We start from the raw sequence: 17680 nt of genomic DNA, 5'->3' as shown, positions 1-17680 counted from the left end.
TTGTCAGGCTGAGCGTCCCGAAGTTTCGGGAGAAGCCCGATTCCAATTGGAGCGCCCTTCGACTCCGCTCAGGGTGACAATCTAATTCATAAATCATTTTAATCCTCTAAATCTGTGGCAAAAAAAACTCAAAAATAAAAAAATATGAAACTTATTAGATTCGGAGAAGAAGGAAAAGAAAAACCTGGAATTCTTCTAAATGATAAAAGATACGACGTTTCGTCTATCGTAACAACAGATTACAACGAAGCGTTTTTTGAAAATGACGGATTAAAAAAATTAGAAGAAGCTTTAAAAAGCAATCCAACTTTACCAGAAGTAAGCGATTCAGTTCGTTTAGGTTCGGCAGTTGCAAGGCCTTCAAAAATTATCTGCATCGGATTAAACTATGTAGATCACTGTGAAGAAACAGGTGCCGCAATTCCAGAAGAGCCAATTATTTTCTTCAAATCTACAACTTCTCTTTGCGGACCAAACGATAATTTGATCATTCCAAAAAACAGTGAAAAAACAGACTGGGAAGTAGAATTGGCATTTGTTGTTGGTAAAAAAGCAAGCTATGTTTCTGAAGAAGATGCGCCAAATTATATCGCTGGATATTGCCTTTTGAATGATTATAGCGAAAGAGCTTTTCAAATTGAGCGTGGCGGACAATGGGCAAAAGGAAAAGGCTCTGATACTTTCGCTCCTCTTGGACCAACAATGGTTACGCCAGACGAAGCTGGAGATGTAAACAATCTTAAAATGTGGCTGACGGTTAACGGAAAAACTTTCCAAAACAGTAACACTTCAAACTTAATTTTCAAAATTCCGTTTTTAGTGCATTATTTAAGCCAATTTATGACTTTACTTCCTGGCGACGTGATCAGTACAGGAACGCCTCCGGGAGTTGGACTTGGAATTAAACCAGACCCGATTTACATTAAAGCGGGTGACGTAATCGAATTAGGAATTGAAGGTTTAGGCACAAGTAAACAAACTGCTGTAGCTTATTCATAAATAAAAAATAATATGGCAGCACAAAAATTCTGTTTGGCCTTAGATTTAAAAGACGATCAAAATTTAATTGCAGAGTACAAAGAACTGCATGAAAATGTTTGGCCAGAAATCAAGAAAAGCATTCAAGATTCTGGAATAGAAGTTTTGGACATTTACTGCACGGGAAATCGTTTGTTTATGATTATTGAAGGTGATGAAAATTTCTCTTTCGAGAAAAAAGACGCCGCCGATGCAGCCAACGAAAAAGTTCAGGAATGGGAAACTTTAATGTGGAAATTCCAACAAGCTTTACCTTGGGCTAAACCGGGTCAAAAATGGATTTTGATGGATAAAATATTTCAGTTATAATTCACCAGAAATATTCCGCTAGGAATATCTCGTCGGTAGAAAAAAATATTGCCACGGTGAATTATGTCCTGTAGGGACATCTGATTTTATGTAAATCCATTCGTCAATAAATCAAACGTTCCTATGGAACGTGTAATTGCGATTTCAATTTCTTCTACCGATGAAACATTCCTAGCGGAATGAATAAAAAAAAGCCCTGATTATTCAGGGCTTTGTTCTTTTTGCATATTTAATAAATACGCCATATTCGCTATTACGTGATCGTGTTTTTTTACAAACGGATTTTCCTCATTCCAAACATAACCTGCCAAAACCGCACATATTTTTTCTTTCACATCTGGGTTTTCTGGCTGATGGAAGAATAGTGTCTGTAGATTTCCAGTATACCATTCTTGCACATACGTGGTGAAAACAGCAATCCCTTTTTTCATATATTCTGTAAATTCAGTTTCCCAATTTACTTCAATTCCTTGTGATTCTTTCAAATATAATTTGGCGGCCAGCATTCCAGATTCGGTTGCAAAAGCGACTCCAGAAGAGAAAACAGGATCTAAAAACTCTGAACTGTTTCCTGTTAGAGCAAATCCATCACCGTACATTCTTTTTACCGCTCTAGAGTAATTTTCAAGTTTCACCGGCTCAAACAAAAACTCTGTTCCAGCAAATCTTTTAATATAATAATCCGATTTCTGAATCGCATTTTTTAAAGCCTCAGCATTGTCTTTATTGGTTGAAAGCGAATTGATAAATTCTGTTGGACCAACAACTCCCAAACTTGTATTTCCATTAGAAAACGGAATTACCCAAAGCCATACTTGAGTTTCCAAAATATCAAAAGAAATCTGAGTTCCCTCCTCGCCTTCTGGCCTGTTAATGTCTTTTACGTGTGTGAATATAGAAGAATGTGGATCTAATTTAGATGGCGTATCCAAATCTAAAAGTCTTGGCAAAACACGTCCGTATCCGCTAGAATCGATAATAAATTTAGCGTGAATTTCTTTTAGATTTCCGTCTTTGTCTTTTACAATCGTTTTAGAATTTTTTCCTTCAAAAGAAACTTCCAAAACTTCAGTTTCAAATTCTAGATCAATTCCTTTGCGCACAATTTCCTGCGCCATCGTATTGTCAAAATCAGCTCTTGGAACCTGCCAAGTCCAATCCCAGCCTTCGCCAAATTTTTTGCTGAAATCAAAATTGCAAATCTCTTCGCCTCTAATAAAACGAGCTCCTAATTTCTTTTCAAAATTCATTGCATCAAGCGCATCAAACAATTCTGCCTCAGCAAAATGGTCCATTACACGCGGAATAAGGCTTTCACCAACAACAAGTCTCGGAAACTTTGTTTTCTCAACAACTTTAACCTTAACATTGTTCTTAAAAAGATAAGATGCCGAAACACATCCTGATGGTCCTGCACCAATCACTAAAACATCAACAAACTCCTTTGTCATATTAGAATTATTATCATTAATTAACCTACATTTGCCATCATCAAAATAACTACATTTATTTTGATAAATAAAATTAAATTAGCACAACCAAAATCGATTTGATGAATACAATAAATGAATATTTAAGTTTAGCTGAATTTGAAGCCATAATCTTTGGAAAAAACAAAGTTGCGATAAGTGATGTGGTTCTAAATCGAGTAAACGAAAGTTTTAATTTCTTAAAAGAATTCTCAGGAAATAAAGTAATCTACGGCGTAAATACTGGCTTTGGTCCAATGGCTCAATATAGAATTAAAGAGTCAGATCAAATTCAGCTGCAATATAATTTAATTAGAAGCCACTCTTCTGGAACGGGAAAACCGTTGAATGCGGAATGTGCAAAAGCGGCTATTTTGGCTCGTATGAATACGCTTTCTTTAGGAAATTCTGGTGTTCATCCTTCTGTTATTCATTTAATGGCAGAATTAATCAATAGAGATATCACGCCTTTAATTTTCGAACATGGCGGTGTAGGTGCAAGTGGAGATTTAGTCCAATTATCTCACTTGGCTTTGGTTTTAATTGGCGAAGGCGAAGTTTTTTATAAAGGTGAAAGACGTTCAACTGCAGAAGTTTTTGAAATTGAAGGTTTACAGCCAATTCAGGTAGAAATTAGAGAAGGTTTGGCATTGATCAACGGAACTTCTGTAATGACAGGAATCGGAGTTGTAAATGTGCATTATGCGAATAAATTATTAGACTGGTCGTTAAAAGCTTCTTGTGCGATTAATGAATTGGTTCAGGCGTATGACGATCACTTTTCGGCAGAATTAAACCAGACCAAACGTCATAAAGGACAGCAGGAAGTGGCTGAAAAGATGAGAAAAAATCTTGCTGACAGTACTTTGATCCGTAAAAGAGAAGACCATTTATATTCTGGTGAAAACACCGAAGAAATCTTCAAAGAAAAAGTTCAGGAATATTATTCACTAAGATGTGTTCCTCAAATTTTGGGGCCAGTTTTAGAAACGATCAATAATGTTGCTTCTATTTTAGAAGACGAATTTAATTCGGCAAACGACAATCCAATTATAGACGTAAAAAACAAACACGTTTATCACGGCGGAAATTTCCACGGAGATTATATTTCTCTTGAAATGGACAAACTGAAAATCGTTATTACCAAATTAACGATGCTGGCAGAACGTCAATTGAATTATTTATTGAATTCAAAAATCAACGAAATCCTTCCTCCATTCGTAAACTTAGGAACTTTAGGTTTCAATTTCGGAATGCAGGGCGTTCAGTTCGTAGCGACTTCAACAACTGCCGAAAGTCAGATGCTTTCAAACCCGATGTACGTACACAGTATTCCCAACAACAATGACAATCAAGACATTGTGAGTATGGGAACTAATTCAGCTGTTATTACCTCTAAAGTGATCGAAAACTCATTTGAAGTTTTAGCTATTGAATTGATTACAATCGTTCAGGCAATCGATTATTTAGATCAAAAAAATAAAATTTCATCGGTTACAAAAAAATGGTACGATGATATTAGAACTATAATTCCAACATTTAAGGAAGATCAGGTAATGTATCCTTTCGTACAAAAAGTAAAAGATTATCTAATCAACAGTTAATCTAAAACGATTTGTGTTTTAAAAAATAATGCCCCAAAAAGAGTTTTAACTTTTTAATCATTAAAATTGAATTTTAAAAATCATGAAAAAGACATTTATTTTTTTACTGCTAGTATTTATTCAAGTTGTTAATAGTCAAGAACTGGCATTAGTTAAGAAAAATTCGAAAATTGGATATATTACCAAAGACGGATCTTTTAAAATAGAACCTCAATACAAATCTGCTAAAAGTTTTTCTGAAGGTTTAGCCGCTGTAGAAAATGGCGGAAAATGGGGATTTATTGATTCAAAAGGAACCTTTGTAATTCCCGCAGATTTTAAAGATGCCAAAGAGTTTAACAGCGGAATTGCTGTTGTACAAAAAGATAAAGACTGGGTTTATATCAATACAAAAGGAGAAATTCAAAAAGCTCCTGCAACAGAAAAAGTATTTGATTTTAATGACGGCGTTGCTTTCATCAGACAAAACAATAAAGTTGGACTGATCAATAACAAAATGGCAGTTGTTCTAGAACCAAAATACGATCAGATCAAACCTTTTGAAAATGGTTATGCAAGAGTGGAACTAAACAAAAACTGGGGAATTATTGATACTAATGGAAAAGAATTAGTAGAACCTGTTTATGCTGAAATTGGAAATTATTTTAAAGGCACAACTTGGGCAAGAAAAGATAAAACTTTCGGATTGGTAAGCGGCGGAAAATTTATTCCAGTTGATGGCGCAGAAAAAATCTGGGATTTTGAAACTCAAGATTTGACTTTCGCCAAAAAGAATGGAAAAATCGGGTACATCGATTTAAAAGGAAATTGGGCCATTCTTCCTATTTATGATAAAGGAAAAGCATTTTCTAAAAATTTAGCTCCAGTTTTAGTTGGAAAAAAATGGGGTTTCATTAATCCAGAAGGAAAATTTGTTATTGAACCAACGTATAGCGATGCAGAAGTTTTCAGCACCAATGGTTTAGCTCCAGTAAAAGAAAGCAATTGGGGATTTATTAATGAATCTGGAAAATTGGTAATTCCAACTCAATATGGCATCACTACAAATGCTATTATCGCGATGTTTACACAACAAGATAAGGGATTTATTGGCGGTGTTGCGAGAGTAAAAAATGAAGGAAAATGGGGATTTCTAAAACCAGACGGAACTGTTCTTGCCAACCAATGGTTTGAAAATGCTGAATTGTTTTCTAAAAGTGCAGAAAAACCTCAACCAGCTGCAGCTCCTGCCGAAAAACCAAAAGAGGAAACTAAACCTACTGCAAAAAAACCTGCTGCAAAACCAGCACCGAAAAAGAAAAAATAGTATTTATCTCCAATAAATTATAAAATTTGCATCATGAAATCGCTCTTATTACAAAAGCGATTTCATGATAAATAAAACCTACATTAAATGAAATGTGTATTAGTAACAGGCGGTTCGAGAGGAATTGGAAGTGCGATTTGCAAAAAACTTGCCGTAGAATCCGATTATCATATTCTGATTAATTATCATTCGAATAAAACAGCTGCCGAAGAAACATTACAAGAAGTGCAAAAATTAGGCGCGACGGGAGAAATCTTAGGTTTTGATGTTTCTAATTTTGAAGAAGTTCAAAACGTTTTAAACAAATGGCAGGAAGAAAATCCTGAAAAATTGGTTGAAGCAATTGTAAACAATGCCGGAATTACAAAAGATGGCCTTTTTATGTGGATGACTCCCGAAGACTGGAACGGTGTTTTGAATACTAGTGTAAACGGTTTCTTTAATGTAACTCAGTTTTTCATTCAAAAAATGTTACGCAACAAATACGGGCGTATTGTAAATATGGTTTCAGTTTCTGGCGTTAAAGGAACTGCAGGACAAGCCAATTATTCGGCCGCAAAAGGTGCTGTTGTAGCAGCGACCAAAGCCTTGGCTCAAGAAGTTGCCAAAAGAAACATTACGGTTAATGCTGTCGCTCCAGGTTTTATTAGAACCGACATGACAAGCCAGCTGGACGAAAAAGAATTATTGAAACTAATTCCTGTAAATCGTTTTGGCGAAGCCGAAGAAGTGGCAGATTTGGTAAGCTTTTTGATTTCTAAAAAAGCTAGCTATATCACAGGAGAAATTATTAATATAAATGGCGGAATATATTCTTAGAATTTAAAGCCTAAAATTGCCACAAAGACACAAAGTCGCAAAGTTCTATTAAAAAAACTTTGTTACTTTGCCACTTTGTTACTTTGTTACTCTGTTTTCTATGCAAAAAAAATTACACTTTATAGATTAAAAAATTACTTTGAAAGACGATGAATAGAAGAGTTGTAATTACTGGAATGGGAATTTATTCTTGTATCGGAACTTCTTTAGACGAAGTAAAAGATTCTTTGTACGAAGGAAAATCTGGTATTCAGTTTGATTCTGAACGAAAAGAATTTGGTTTTCAATCGGCCTTGACAGGGATGGTTCCGAAAACCGATTTAAAAAATCTTTTGACACGCAGACAACGCATGAGCATCGGTGAGGAAACCGAGTATGCGTATATGGCCACTATAGAAGCTTTGAAAAATGCAGGAATAGACGATGCTTTTTTTGATGATCATGAAGTTGGAATTATGTATGGAAACGACAGTGTTTCTAAAGCCATTATTGACGCTACAGATATTGTTCGCGAGAAAAAAGACACCGCTCTAATTGGTTCTGGTGCGATTTTTAAATCGATGAATTCTACCGTTACCATGAATCTTTCAACGATTTTTAAACTTCGTGGAATTAACTTAACTGTAAGTGCAGCCTGCGCGAGCGGGTCTCATTCTATTGGTTTGGCATATTTTTTAATTAAAAGTGGTTTTCAAGACATTGTTATCACTGGCGGAGCTCAGGAAATCAATAAATATGCAATGAGCAGTTTTGACGGATTAGGCGTTTTTTCTAACCGAGAAGGCGATCCGACAAAAGCTTCAAGACCTTTTGATTCTGACCGTGACGGATTAATTCCGAGTGGCGGCGGGGCGACTTTAATTCTTGAAAGTTACGAATCTGCCGTAGCCCGCGGCGCCAACATTATCGCTGAAATCGGCGGTTACGGATTTTCTTCAAATGGCGGACATATTTCAACTCCAAACGTTGATGGTCCTGCAACAGCGATGAAACGTGCACTTGAAGAAGCAAAATTACAAGCATCTGATATTGACTATATAAATGCTCACGCCACCTCAACACCTGTTGGAGATGCCAATGAAGCAAAAGCTATTTTCGAAGTTTTTGGCGAAAAAAATCCGCCTGTTAGTTCTACAAAGTCAATGACAGGACACGAATGCTGGATGGCGGGAGCAAGCGAAATTATTTATTCTATCTTAATGATGCAGCACGATTTTATCGCGCCAAACATCAATTTGGAAAATCCAGATGAAGATGCGTCAAAATTAAATTTAGTTAAAACTACGTTAAACAAAAAATTTGACATATTTTTGTCCAATTCTTTCGGGTTCGGAGGAACCAACTCTGCGTTGGTGGTTAAAAAGTTTAAATTGGACAATGAATAAAGAAGAGATTATAGCAAGAATTAACGGTTTTTTAGTTGATGAATTTGAAGTAGACAATGACGACATTGAACCAAATGCTAATTTAAAAGATACACTTGGGTTAGACAGTCTGGATTATGTTGACTTGGTCGTTTCAATAGAGGCAAACTTTGGTGTAAAACTAGTTGAAGCAGATTTTGTTGGAATCTCTGATTTTCAAAGTTTTTACGATTTAATCGAAAATAAAATCAAGGCCAAATCTGCTTAAATGAGTCAATGGGATGGCAAATCCAAAGGAACTGTTTTAGGGTATAGAATATTCGTTTTTTTAATTCAGAAAGCGGGTGTCAAAGCTGCTTATGCCCTACTTTATTTTGTTGCTTCTTATTATTTTTTATTTCTAAGAAAAAGCAACAAAGCCATTTTCTACTATTTTAAAGAAAGGCTTCAGTATTCCTATTTCAAATCTAAAAAAATGGTTTTCAAGAGTTATTACACTTTTGGACAGACTATTATTGATAAAGTTTCTATTTCCGCAGGAATGCGAAACAAATTTACCTACGAATTTGACGGAATAGAAACCCTGAAAAAATTACTCGCCGAGAAAAAAGGTGGTGTGCTTATTAGCGCTCATGTCGGCAACTTTGAAATCGCAGAACATTTTTTAGGAGATATTGACATCAATTTCCAAATTAATCTTGTTACTACAGATTTAGAGCATTCAGCCATTAAGAATTATCTAGAAAGCGTTTCTCAAAAACCTACCGTAAAATTTATTATCATTAAAGAAGATCTCTCTCATATATTTGAGATCAACGCCGCTTTGGCTAATAATGAGCTAATCTGCTTTACCGGCGATCGATATTTTGAAGGAACAAAATCACTTTCAGCAGAGTTTCTGGGTAAAGAAGCCCATTTTCCTGCAGGTCCGTTTTTAATTGCTTCAAGATTAAAAGTTCCTGTCGTTTTCGTTTATGTAATGAAAGAACCAAATCTTCATTATCACTTATACGCCAGAGAAGCCGAAGTAAAACACCGCGACGAAAAAGCACTTTTGAAAGAATATATAAAAAGCGTCGAAAGCATTTTGCAGAAATACCCTTTACAGTGGTTCAATTACTTTGATTTCTGGAGTTCGCTTAAATGATTTGCCACAAAGGCGCAAAGGCACAAAGTTCGTTGCCTATAAATTTTATTTGCCACGAATTCACGAATTATTTTAAATACAGTAACGATGATTTTTCTAAAATTATAACTACAATTAATTTCACGAATTATGGTTTATGCAAAGGATATTATTTTAAGAAAAAGAATTAGTGAAATTAGCGACAAAAGCATTCGTCCAAATAATTAGAGAAAATTCGTGAATTCGTGGCTAAAAAAACTTTGCGTCTTAGCGACTTTGCGGCAAAAAAACAGTAAAAATTCGTGAATTCGTGGCTATCAAAACTTCACCCACCAAATAAGAAAATTCGTTTAAATAAATTTACTTATTTTTGCTCACCACCAAAGCCAAAAGACCCTAAATGAAAAACGTACTCGTAATATATTACACACAGTCTGGACAATTGGAATCGATTGCACAAAATATTGCAAAACCATTTCTAAATTCAGAAGAAATAAATCTTACTTTTCACGAAATACAACTAGAAAAACCATTTCCATTTCCGTGGAATAAAGAATCTTTTTTTGATGCCTTTCCAGAATCTTTTTTACAGATTCCGACCGCATTAAAACCAGTTCCAGAGGAAATTTTAAATACAACATACGATTTGGTATTATTTCATTATCAAGTTTGGTATTTGTCACCTTCAATTCCAATTAATTCATTTTTGAAAAGCGACGACGCCAAGAAAATTTTGAACAATACTCCCGTAATAACCATCAGCGGATCCCGAAATATGTGGATTATGGCTCAGGAAAAAATCAAAGTTTTATTGCGAAAAGCCAATGCAAATCTGGTTGGAAATGTTGCTTTGGTAGACCGCGTTGGAAATTTAATCAGCGTAATTACTATTGTAGAATGGATGTTTTCTGGAGTGAAGAAAAAATATTTAGGTATTTTTCCGCTTCCGGGTGTTTCAGAAAAAGACATACAAGAGTCAAGTCAGTTTGGAGAAATCATGCTTGATACTTTACAAAAAAATAATTTAGCGCAATTACAGCCAAAATTAGTAAATGCTGGCGCTGTAAAAATAAGTTCATATTTAGTGACTGTTGACAAAACGGCCAATAAAATTTTCAATAAATGGTCAAATATCATTTATAAAAATCAAAAAAACCGAAAACAGCTGCTTAAAGTATTTAATGTTTATTTATTCCTTGCGATATGGTTAATTTCACCAATAGTGTATATATTGCACCTTATTACCTATCCGCTAAAATTAAAGAAAATTAAAAAGGAAACTCAATATTATCAAGGAGTTTAGAAGAGGAAATTTATATTATGTTTGAAGTATATATTACAAAAGCTGCAAAATATTTGCCAAACGAAGCCGTTTCAAATGACGAAATGGAAGCCTACTTAGGCCTTATCAACGATACTGCTTCTAAAGCAAGACGCATTATTTTGCGCAACAATAAAATTACAAGCCGATATTACGCTGTTGACAAAGAAGGAAAAAGCACGCACAGCAATGCCGAATTAACAAAAAATGCCATTTTACCGTTATTCGACGAAAATTTTACACCTCAGGATTTAGAAGTACTTTCATGCGGAACTTCAACTCCAGATATTTTTCTGCCTTCGCACGCTGCGATGGTTCATGGTCTGCTTAAAAACAAATCGGTAGAATTAAACTCTTCAACCGGAGTTTGCTGCGCTGGGATGAATTCTCTAAAATTCGGTTTTCTTTCAGTAAGATCAGGAAATTCAAAAAATGCAATCTGCACAGGATCTGAAAAAGTTTCGACTTGGCTGAATGCCCAAAAATACAATCACGAGGCTGACAATTTAAAAACTCTTGAAGAACAGCCAATTATTGCTTTCAAAAAAGATTTCCTTCGTTGGATGTTATCAGACGGTGCGGGAGCTTTTTTATTAGAAAATAAACCAAGAGGACCAATTTCTCTAAAAATAGAATGGATGGAGGCTTTTTCGTATGCGTACGAATTAGAAACCTGCATGTATGCTGGAGGTGATAAACTAGAAAATGGCGAAATTAAATCTTGGAGCGATTACGCGCCAGAACAATGGCTGAATGAATCTGTTTTTTCTATCAAACAAGACGTTAAATTATTAGACGAATTTATCCTATCAAAAGGTGCAGAAAGCATGAAAAATGCGATGGATAAAAACAATATTAAATCAGACGATATTACGTATTTTATTCCTCATGTTTCTTCTAACTTTTTTGTTGAAGGATTAAAGAAAGGCTTAAATGAAAGAGGTATCGGAATGACCGATGACAAATGGTTCATGAATCTTTCTAGAGTTGGAAATGTTGGCTCTGCCTCTATTTACCTGGCTCTTGAAGAATTGATGAATTCAGGAAACTTGAAAAAAGGAGATAAAATTTTATTATCTGTTCCAGAAAGCGGAAGATTCTCTTTCGCGTATGCGTATTTAACTGTTTGCTAATGGAAACAATGGCACTTCTAGAAAAAGAAATGGTAGAAAATTTATTGCCACAAAAATTTCCTTTTGTGATGGTAGATGCTATGCATTCTTATTCTGAAACTTCTTTGGTTTCTGGTTTGGAAATTCAGAGCAGTAATATTTTTGTTTCCGATGGTATTTTTCTCGAAGCAGGTTTAATAGAACACATGGCACAATCTGTGGCATTGCATACGGGATATCAATATTTTTTGAAAAACGAAATTGCTCCTACAGGCTACATAGGTTCTATTAAAGAAATTGAAATTAAAAAGCTTCCGAACGTAAACGACAATATTCAATCTGAAATAACGATTCTGCAAGAATTTGCTGGAATCACTTTGGTTGATATTGTGACGACCTTAAATAACGAAGAAATTGCCAGAGGACAAATGAAAACCGTTTTGGCAAAATAAAATCAAAAATGAAAACTAGTTCTGCCGTTGACATACAAAATTATTTACCACACCGAGCACCAATGCTTATGGTGGATTTGATTTTGAATATCGATTCGAATTCGGTAGAAACTGTTTTTCTTATTAAAGGTGACAATATTTTTATTCAAAATAATGTTTTTATAGAAGCCGGTTTAATCGAAAATACAGCACAGACTTGTTCGGCGATTGTTGGAAAAAAATACTTTTTTGACGACAACGGACTAGAAAATGAGAACGTAAATGTAATTGGATTTATCAGTGCTTTAAAAAATGTAAAAATTCACGCACTGCCAAAAGTTGGCGATACTGTTATGACCAAAGCCGACTTGGTTTCTAAATTTACAGGCGACGATTATACTTTATGCACGATGAGCTGTAAAAGCTTAGTCGAGGATCAGATTCTATTAGAATGCGAAATTAATTTGTTTATTCAAAAGACAATTTCAGTTTCGTAACAATTCCACTTGAAAATAATAACTAGGTAATGGAAAAAGACAAAGTACCTCAGGATCAAAGCAATTTAACGAAAAACAACGTTAAGGAACTTTTGTATGCAACAGACGAAAATGGAGAATATACCACGACATTAAGTACGGGCTGGGAACCAAAAGCGATTGCACTTTCTAATTCTATTGACGAAATAAACGAAAGAATTGCCGACGCCAGACAGCAAGTTTTAGACGGTGAAGCAAGTCCGATTCTATATTTTATGGAATTAAATAAAATGGATTTGACTATTCTTTCCAGTTATGTTGGTTTGTGGAAATGGCGCGTAAAAAGACATTTTAAACCAAGTGTTTTTGCCAAACTAAATGATAATACTTTAAAAAAATACGCTGATACTTTTGAGATTTCTGTCGAAGAATTGAAAAACAGCATTACCAAATAATGGAGTTAACTTTTACACATCATCAGTCTGCTCATTGCGAGAATGGAGTAGCGTCAAATCTGTTAAAAAACAACGGACTAAATATTAGCGAACCGATGGTTTTTGGTATTGGTTCGGGTTTGTTTTTTGTCTATTTGCCTTTTATAAAGGTCAATCACGCACCGGCAATCAGTTACAGAACTTTGCCAGGACAGATTTTCAATAAAGTAGCGACCCGTTTAAATTTAAAAATAAAAAGACAAAAATTTTCTTCTGTTTCGAATGCCAATAAGGCTTTAGACGAAAATTTAAAAAATAACATTCCAACTGGATTACAAGTTGGCGTGTATCATTTGAGTTATTTTCCAGATGAATACCGCTTTCATTTCAATGCACACAATTTGGTCGTTTACGGAAAAACCGAAACCAATTATTTGGTCAGCGATCCAGTTATGGAAACCGTAACCACTTTGACGCACGACGAATTAGATAAAGTTCGTTTTGCGAAAGGCGCATTCGCTCCGCGCGGACAAATGTATTATCCGATTCAGATTCCGTCAAATGTCGATTTAAAAAGTGCCATTATAAAAGGAATCAAAAATACCTGTCGTGATATGCTGGCGCCAATGCCAATTGTGGGTGTTCGCGGAATCAAATTTGTTTCTAAAAGAATTAGAAAATGGCCGGCTAAACACGGTGTTCGAAAAGCCAACCATTACTTGGCACAAATGGTTCGTATGCAGGAAGAAATTGGAACAGGCGGCGGCGGATTCCGTTTTATTTATGCGGCATTTTTGCAAGAAGCTTCAGTTGTTTTAGAAAATGAAGAATTAAAAGAACTTTCTAAAGAAATGACAAAAATTGGCGATTCTTGGCGCGATTTTGCTGTTGAAGCTTCGCGTATTTACAAAAACAGAAGTGCCAAAGAAGATGCTTACAACACCATTGCCGATGAACTTTTGGACATTGCCAACAGAGAAGAAATCTTTTTCAAAAAACTAAAAAAAGCAATCAGCTAAAATATTTTGCAGTCTATCATTCAAATAGAATCCCTTTCGAAACAGTACAAAAATGCAGAAATGTATTCTTTGAATAACGTTTCGTTAAACATAAATGAAGGTCAGATTTTTGGCTTATTAGGACCAAACGGCGCTGGAAAAACAACCTTAATTTCTATGCTCTGCGGATTGGTAAAACCAACTTCTGGGCATTTTACAATTGATGGTTTAGACTATCAGCATCATGCTTCAAAAATTAAAAAAATCATTGGCGTTGTTCCTCAAGAATATGCTTTGTATCCGACTTTAACGGCAAGAGAAAATCTGCTTTATTTTGGAAGCATGTACGGTTTAAAAGGTTCTGATTTAAAAGATAAAGTGATCGAAGCTTTGGATCTTTTAGGTTTGTTGAAATTTGCCGATAAACAAGTTCAGACTTTCTCGGGCGGAATGAAACGCCGTGTAAACCTGATTGCGGGAATCCTCCATAATCCAAAGGTTTTATTTTTGGATGAACCGACAGTTGGTGTCGATGTGCATTCTAAAACTGCGATTATTGATTATTTGAAAGCTTTAAATCAAAACGGAACAACTATTATTTATACTTCTCACCATTTGGCTGAAGCCGAAGATTTCTGTTCGGATATTGCCATTTTAGATCAAGGACAGATTTACGCACAAGCAACTCCATCGGCATTAATTGAATCTACAAAAGATGCTCGAAATCTCGAAGATGTTTTTATTTCATTAACCGGTAAAGCGTTGCGAGATGGTATATAAAATTTGGATGTCGGTAGTAAAAGAATTCCTTTTGCTAAAAAGAGATTTAGGCGGACTGATTATTTTATTTATCATGCCGTTGGTTTTGGTCATTGCCGTAACCTTAATTCAAGACAGCACTTTTAAAGCAGTAACCGATTCTAAAATTCAGATTCTTTTGGTCGACAAAGACAAAGGAGCTGTTTCGAAAACCGTTTTCGAAAATTTAGAAAAAAGCAGTTATTTTACTGTTGTGACACAAATTGACAATCAACCGATTACCGAAGAAGTTGCCAAAGAAAATGTGTACAAAGGAAAATTTCAACTGGCAATCGTAATTCCAGAAAATCTAAGTTCTGATTTACAGACTAAAGTCGAGCAGAATGTAGAGAAAATCGTCAGCAATTTAGGTTTGACTGACAGCACTGCAACTGCAGAACCTCAACGTGTCATTAAAGAAAAAGAAGTTAAACTGTATTTTGATCCAGCGGTTCAAATGAGTTTTAAAAATGCCGTAATGAGTTCGATCGACAAAATGATTTCGCAGATTGAAACCAAATCGATTTATTCGACTTTTCAAAAACAATTAGGAGAAGAAACGATCGATTTTGAGCAAAAAAACTTCATTACTTTCAAAGAAATAATTCCGCGAATCAACAACAAAGAAGTTCGTCCGAATTCTGTTCAGCATAACGTTCCAGCTTGGACACTTTTTGCGATCTTTTTTATTGTCATTCCGTTATCCATCAATATTGTAAAAGAAAAAACACAGGGAACTTTCGTTCGATTAAGAACCAATCCTGTTTCCAATTTAATTGTGATTATTGGCAAAACCATCACCTACTCGATCATTTGTATGATTCAGTTTTATATGATGGTTGCCGTTGCCGTTTTCTTATTCCCATCAATCGGACTGCCTTCTTTAAATATTGAAGGACATTTCTTTTTGACAAGCGTTGTCGCCTTATTTTCAGGATTTGCTGCAATCGGCTTCGGAATTTTATTAGGAACCGTTGCCAGCACGCAAGAACAATCTGCTCCTTTTGGGGCAACAAGTGTGATTATTTTGGCCGCAATTGGGGGCGTTTGGGTTCCTGTCTTTGCGATGCCAAAAATTATGCAGTTTATCGCAAAATCTTCTCCAATGAATTGGGGATTAGAAGCTTTTTACGATGTATTGCTTCGAAACGTTTCTTTCGTCGAAATCATTCCAAGAATAACTTTGTTATTTTTGTTTTTCATTATTACAACTTCCATCGCATTATTTTATGACAAAAAGAAAAGAGCAGTTTAAAGAAGCTACAGATCTAACCGTTACGCACGAAATCAGGATTCGTTTTAACGAAACCGATCCGCTTGGAATCGTTTGGCACGGCAATTATATCACCTATTTCGAAGATGGAAGAGAAGCATTTGGACGTGAGCACGGATTGACTTATTTGGACATTGCCAAAACGGGTTACACAACTCCAATTGTAAAATCGACTTGCGAACATAAATTGTCTTTGCGTTATGGTGATGTTGTAACAATCGAAACAACGGTTGTCGATACGCCAGCTGCGAAAATGATTTACCGTTTTAAAATTATTGATGATAAAGGAGAAGTTGCCTGTACAGGAGAAACTGTTCAGGTTTTTTTAGATAAAGAAGGAAATTTAATGCTGACGAATCCTCCTTTTTATGAGGAATGGAAAAGGAAAGTTGGGTTGTTGAAATAGTTTTTTTTTTAGCCACGAATTTCACGAATTAGCACAAATTCTAATTGTAAAAGTTAACCGCAAATTTCACAAATTTTCACAAATTCAAATTATAAAAATCTTTGCGAATCTGCTTAAATCTGTAAAATCTGCGTGAAACATTTTTAAAAACAAATCCGCTTAATCTGTAAAATCTGCGAGAGATTAAATATACACAACATAAAAATAAATACCGAAAAGGTTTTGTCCCGAAGCTTCGGGAGCAGGAAAACATAAAATGAGAAAAGAAATATACATTACAGAAACAAATTGTATCACGCCTTTTGGTTTTGATGTTGAATCCAACATCGAAGCAATTCTTCGCGGCGATTCTGGAATTCAGCTTCATAATGATATTTCTTTGATGCCCAATTCCTTTTATGCTTCGATTATTAGCGATGAAAATATAAATAACGCTTTCGCGGAAGTTAGTTCTGAAAATCAATATTCGCGTTTAGAGAAATTGATGATACTGGCTTTAGAACCAATTATCAAAAATTCGAAAGTTGAATTAAATTCAAAAACTGGATTTATACTTTCTACCACAAAAGGAAATGTAACGGCTTTAAAAGACAATTCTGCGGAAAGTTTTAATAACGCACATTTAGATGTTTTAGCCAAAAACGTTGCTGATTTCTTCGGATTTCAAACTCAGCCAATCGTAGTTTCGAATGCTTGCGTTTCTGGAATTTTAGCGGTTTCTATTGCCAAAAGAATGATTCAGTCTGAATTGTATGATACTGTTTTTGTCGTTGCTGGTGATGAAGTTTCAGAATTTGTTTTGTCTGGTTTTAATGCTTTTCAAGCGATGAGCGATTCGCCTTGCAAACCGTATTCTAAAAATAGAACTGGCGTAAGTTTGGGCGAAGCAACCGCTGCCGTTTTAGTTTCGGCGAATCCGGCAACTGCTAAAATAAAAGTGCTTGGCGACAGTTCGATCAACGATGCGAATCATATTTCTGGTCCGTCAAGAACAGGTGAAGGTTTGTTTAGAAGTATTCAGAATGCTTTGAAAGAAGCGAAAATTGAAGCGAACAAATTAGATTATATTTCAGCGCACGGAACCGCAACGCCTTATAACGACGAAATGGAAGCAATTGCTCTAACTCGTTTAGATTTACAAAACGTTCCAATAAATAGTTTAAAAGGATTTTACGGCCACACCCTTGGCGCTTCGGGATTACTGGAAACGGTAATAGCCATAGAATCTGCCAATCAAAATACACTTTTTGAATCGAAAGGTTTTGATGAAATCGGCGTAAGCGAAACTATTAATGTAATTGAGAAAAACAAAGAAGCCAATATTGATTTCTTTTTGAAAACAGCTTCTGGTTTTGGAGGTTGTAATACGGCTGTGGTTTTTGAGAAAGTGAAATAA

At 35.2% G+C, this 17680-nt stretch carries 19 protein-coding genes; 18 read left to right on the top strand and 1 reads right to left on the bottom strand.

Annotated elements, in window-relative coordinates:
- The first annotated feature begins 144 nt into the window (after positions 1-144).
- Both AC3E9W_RS02855 and AC3E9W_RS02850 read left to right on the top strand, forming a co-directional pair.
- Positions 145-999: a fumarylacetoacetate hydrolase family protein gene (locus tag AC3E9W_RS02855; RefSeq protein ID WP_488766745.1), complete on the top strand. Its 855-nt coding sequence runs from the start codon at positions 145-147 to the stop codon at positions 997-999.
- Positions 1000-1011: 12 nt separating this feature from the next.
- Positions 1012-1347, top strand: coding sequence for an L-rhamnose mutarotase (locus AC3E9W_RS02850; protein ID WP_306154162.1), 336 nt, complete (start codon positions 1012-1014; stop codon positions 1345-1347).
- A gap of 200 nt (positions 1348-1547) precedes the next feature.
- Here the strand turns inward: AC3E9W_RS02850 and AC3E9W_RS02845 are convergent, their stop codons facing one another.
- The gene (locus AC3E9W_RS02845) at positions 1548-2798 is read right to left on the bottom strand and encodes an NAD(P)/FAD-dependent oxidoreductase (RefSeq protein ID WP_488766742.1); all 1251 of its coding nucleotides are present in this window, start codon (positions 2796-2798) and stop codon (positions 1548-1550) included.
- A 101-nt stretch (positions 2799-2899) separates the two neighbouring features.
- Here AC3E9W_RS02845 and flxA point away from each other — a divergent pair, with 101 nt between their 5' ends.
- The 16 genes from flxA (at position 2900) to AC3E9W_RS02765 (ending at position 17680) form a co-directional block, all read left to right on the top strand.
- A complete protein-coding gene (gene flxA / locus AC3E9W_RS02840; RefSeq protein WP_488766740.1) occupies positions 2900-4420 on the top strand; it encodes a flexirubin biosynthesis tyrosine ammonia-lyase FlxA in 1521 nt (506 codons plus the stop codon).
- A gap of 82 nt (positions 4421-4502) precedes the next feature.
- The gene (locus AC3E9W_RS02835; RefSeq protein WP_488766738.1) at positions 4503-5726 is read left to right on the top strand and encodes a WG repeat-containing protein; all 1224 of its coding nucleotides are present in this window, start codon (positions 4503-4505) and stop codon (positions 5724-5726) included.
- An 87-nt stretch (positions 5727-5813) separates the two neighbouring features.
- Positions 5814-6545, top strand: a complete 732-nt coding sequence (gene flxB / locus AC3E9W_RS02830) for a flexirubin biosynthesis SDR family reductase FlxB (RefSeq protein ID WP_488766736.1) — start codon at positions 5814-5816, stop codon at positions 6543-6545.
- 149 nt (positions 6546-6694) lie between these two features.
- Positions 6695-7930, top strand: coding sequence for a beta-ketoacyl-[acyl-carrier-protein] synthase family protein (locus AC3E9W_RS02825; RefSeq protein ID WP_488766734.1), 1236 nt, complete (start codon positions 6695-6697; stop codon positions 7928-7930).
- Entirely contained in the window at positions 7923-8177 is a 255-nt protein-coding gene (locus tag AC3E9W_RS02820; protein WP_306154150.1) for an acyl carrier protein, read from the top strand. The genes AC3E9W_RS02825 and AC3E9W_RS02820 overlap by 8 nt, the downstream gene beginning before the upstream one ends.
- The gene (locus AC3E9W_RS02815; protein WP_488766732.1) at positions 8178-9056 is read left to right on the top strand and encodes a lysophospholipid acyltransferase family protein; all 879 of its coding nucleotides are present in this window, start codon (positions 8178-8180) and stop codon (positions 9054-9056) included.
- 379 nt (positions 9057-9435) lie between these two features.
- The gene (locus AC3E9W_RS02810; RefSeq protein WP_488766730.1) at positions 9436-10338 is read left to right on the top strand and encodes an NADPH-dependent FMN reductase family protein; all 903 of its coding nucleotides are present in this window, start codon (positions 9436-9438) and stop codon (positions 10336-10338) included.
- Positions 10339-10355: 17 nt separating this feature from the next.
- Complete coding sequence (gene darB, locus AC3E9W_RS02805; RefSeq protein ID WP_488766728.1) at positions 10356-11489, top strand: dialkylresorcinol biosynthesis protein DarB; 1134 nt, start codon at positions 10356-10358, stop codon at positions 11487-11489.
- On the top strand, positions 11489-11920 hold the full coding sequence (locus AC3E9W_RS02800) for a hotdog family protein (RefSeq protein ID WP_488766726.1): 432 nt from the start codon (positions 11489-11491) through the stop codon (positions 11918-11920). The genes darB and AC3E9W_RS02800 overlap by 1 nt, the downstream gene beginning before the upstream one ends.
- An 8-nt stretch (positions 11921-11928) precedes the next feature.
- On the top strand, positions 11929-12396 hold the full coding sequence (locus tag AC3E9W_RS02795; protein ID WP_488766724.1) for a hotdog family protein: 468 nt from the start codon (positions 11929-11931) through the stop codon (positions 12394-12396).
- 29 nt (positions 12397-12425) lie between these two features.
- Positions 12426-12830: a flexirubin biosynthesis protein DarG gene (gene DarG, locus AC3E9W_RS02790; RefSeq protein ID WP_306154138.1), complete on the top strand. Its 405-nt coding sequence runs from the start codon at positions 12426-12428 to the stop codon at positions 12828-12830.
- A complete protein-coding gene (gene darH / locus AC3E9W_RS02785; RefSeq protein ID WP_488766722.1) occupies positions 12830-13828 on the top strand; it encodes a BtrH-related acyltransferase DarH in 999 nt (332 codons plus the stop codon). The genes DarG and darH overlap by 1 nt, the downstream gene beginning before the upstream one ends.
- Positions 13829-13888: 60 nt before the next feature.
- A complete protein-coding gene (locus tag AC3E9W_RS02780) occupies positions 13889-14587 on the top strand; it encodes an ABC transporter ATP-binding protein (protein WP_488766720.1) in 699 nt (232 codons plus the stop codon).
- Positions 14577-15860 carry an ABC transporter permease gene (locus AC3E9W_RS02775; RefSeq protein WP_488766718.1) on the top strand — a complete coding sequence of 428 codons (1284 nt, stop codon included), beginning with the start codon at positions 14577-14579 and terminating at the stop codon, positions 15858-15860. The genes AC3E9W_RS02780 and AC3E9W_RS02775 overlap by 11 nt, the downstream gene beginning before the upstream one ends.
- Positions 15835-16284: an acyl-CoA thioesterase gene (locus AC3E9W_RS02770; protein ID WP_488766716.1), complete on the top strand. Its 450-nt coding sequence runs from the start codon at positions 15835-15837 to the stop codon at positions 16282-16284. The genes AC3E9W_RS02775 and AC3E9W_RS02770 overlap by 26 nt, the downstream gene beginning before the upstream one ends.
- A gap of 256 nt (positions 16285-16540) precedes the next feature.
- Positions 16541-17680 carry a beta-ketoacyl synthase N-terminal-like domain-containing protein gene (locus tag AC3E9W_RS02765; protein WP_488766714.1) on the top strand — a complete coding sequence of 380 codons (1140 nt, stop codon included), beginning with the start codon at positions 16541-16543 and terminating at the stop codon, positions 17678-17680.

Source organism: Flavobacterium sp. 38, from assembly GCF_057799715.1.
Note: the sequence above shows the minus strand (reverse complement) of the source record. Positions and strands in the feature narration are given on the sequence as shown.

Excerpts from the sequence above, each read along its gene's own strand:
- DarG (WP_306154138.1), top strand. The coding sequence starts at position 12,426 with ATGGAAAAAGACAAAGTACCTCAGGATCAAAGCAATTTAACGAAAAAC.
- AC3E9W_RS02800 (WP_488766726.1), top strand. The coding sequence starts at position 11,489 with ATGGAAACAATGGCACTTCTAGAAAAAGAAATGGTAGAAAATTTATTG.
- AC3E9W_RS02795 (WP_488766724.1), top strand. The coding sequence starts at position 11,929 with ATGAAAACTAGTTCTGCCGTTGACATACAAAATTATTTACCACACCGA.
- AC3E9W_RS02765 (WP_488766714.1), top strand. The coding sequence starts at position 16,541 with ATGAGAAAAGAAATATACATTACAGAAACAAATTGTATCACGCCTTTT.
- AC3E9W_RS02850 (WP_306154162.1), top strand. The coding sequence starts at position 1,012 with ATGGCAGCACAAAAATTCTGTTTGGCCTTAGATTTAAAAGACGATCAA.
- AC3E9W_RS02780 (WP_488766720.1), top strand. The coding sequence starts at position 13,889 with ATGTATTCTTTGAATAACGTTTCGTTAAACATAAATGAAGGTCAGATT.
- flxA (WP_488766740.1), top strand. The coding sequence starts at position 2,900 with ATGAATACAATAAATGAATATTTAAGTTTAGCTGAATTTGAAGCCATA.
- AC3E9W_RS02845 (WP_488766742.1), bottom strand. The coding sequence starts at position 2,798 with ATGACAAAGGAGTTTGTTGATGTTTTAGTGATTGGTGCAGGACCATCA.
- AC3E9W_RS02770 (WP_488766716.1), top strand. The coding sequence starts at position 15,835 with ATGACAAAAAGAAAAGAGCAGTTTAAAGAAGCTACAGATCTAACCGTT.
- AC3E9W_RS02810 (WP_488766730.1), top strand. The coding sequence starts at position 9,436 with ATGAAAAACGTACTCGTAATATATTACACACAGTCTGGACAATTGGAA.
- darH (WP_488766722.1), top strand. The coding sequence starts at position 12,830 with ATGGAGTTAACTTTTACACATCATCAGTCTGCTCATTGCGAGAATGGA.
- darB (WP_488766728.1), top strand. The coding sequence starts at position 10,356 with ATGTTTGAAGTATATATTACAAAAGCTGCAAAATATTTGCCAAACGAA.
- AC3E9W_RS02775 (WP_488766718.1), top strand. The coding sequence starts at position 14,577 with ATGGTATATAAAATTTGGATGTCGGTAGTAAAAGAATTCCTTTTGCTA.
- flxB (WP_488766736.1), top strand. The coding sequence starts at position 5,814 with ATGAAATGTGTATTAGTAACAGGCGGTTCGAGAGGAATTGGAAGTGCG.
- AC3E9W_RS02815 (WP_488766732.1), top strand. The coding sequence starts at position 8,178 with ATGAGTCAATGGGATGGCAAATCCAAAGGAACTGTTTTAGGGTATAGA.
- AC3E9W_RS02835 (WP_488766738.1), top strand. The coding sequence starts at position 4,503 with ATGAAAAAGACATTTATTTTTTTACTGCTAGTATTTATTCAAGTTGTT.
- AC3E9W_RS02825 (WP_488766734.1), top strand. The coding sequence starts at position 6,695 with ATGAATAGAAGAGTTGTAATTACTGGAATGGGAATTTATTCTTGTATC.
- AC3E9W_RS02820 (WP_306154150.1), top strand. The coding sequence starts at position 7,923 with ATGAATAAAGAAGAGATTATAGCAAGAATTAACGGTTTTTTAGTTGAT.
- AC3E9W_RS02855 (WP_488766745.1), top strand. The coding sequence starts at position 145 with ATGAAACTTATTAGATTCGGAGAAGAAGGAAAAGAAAAACCTGGAATT.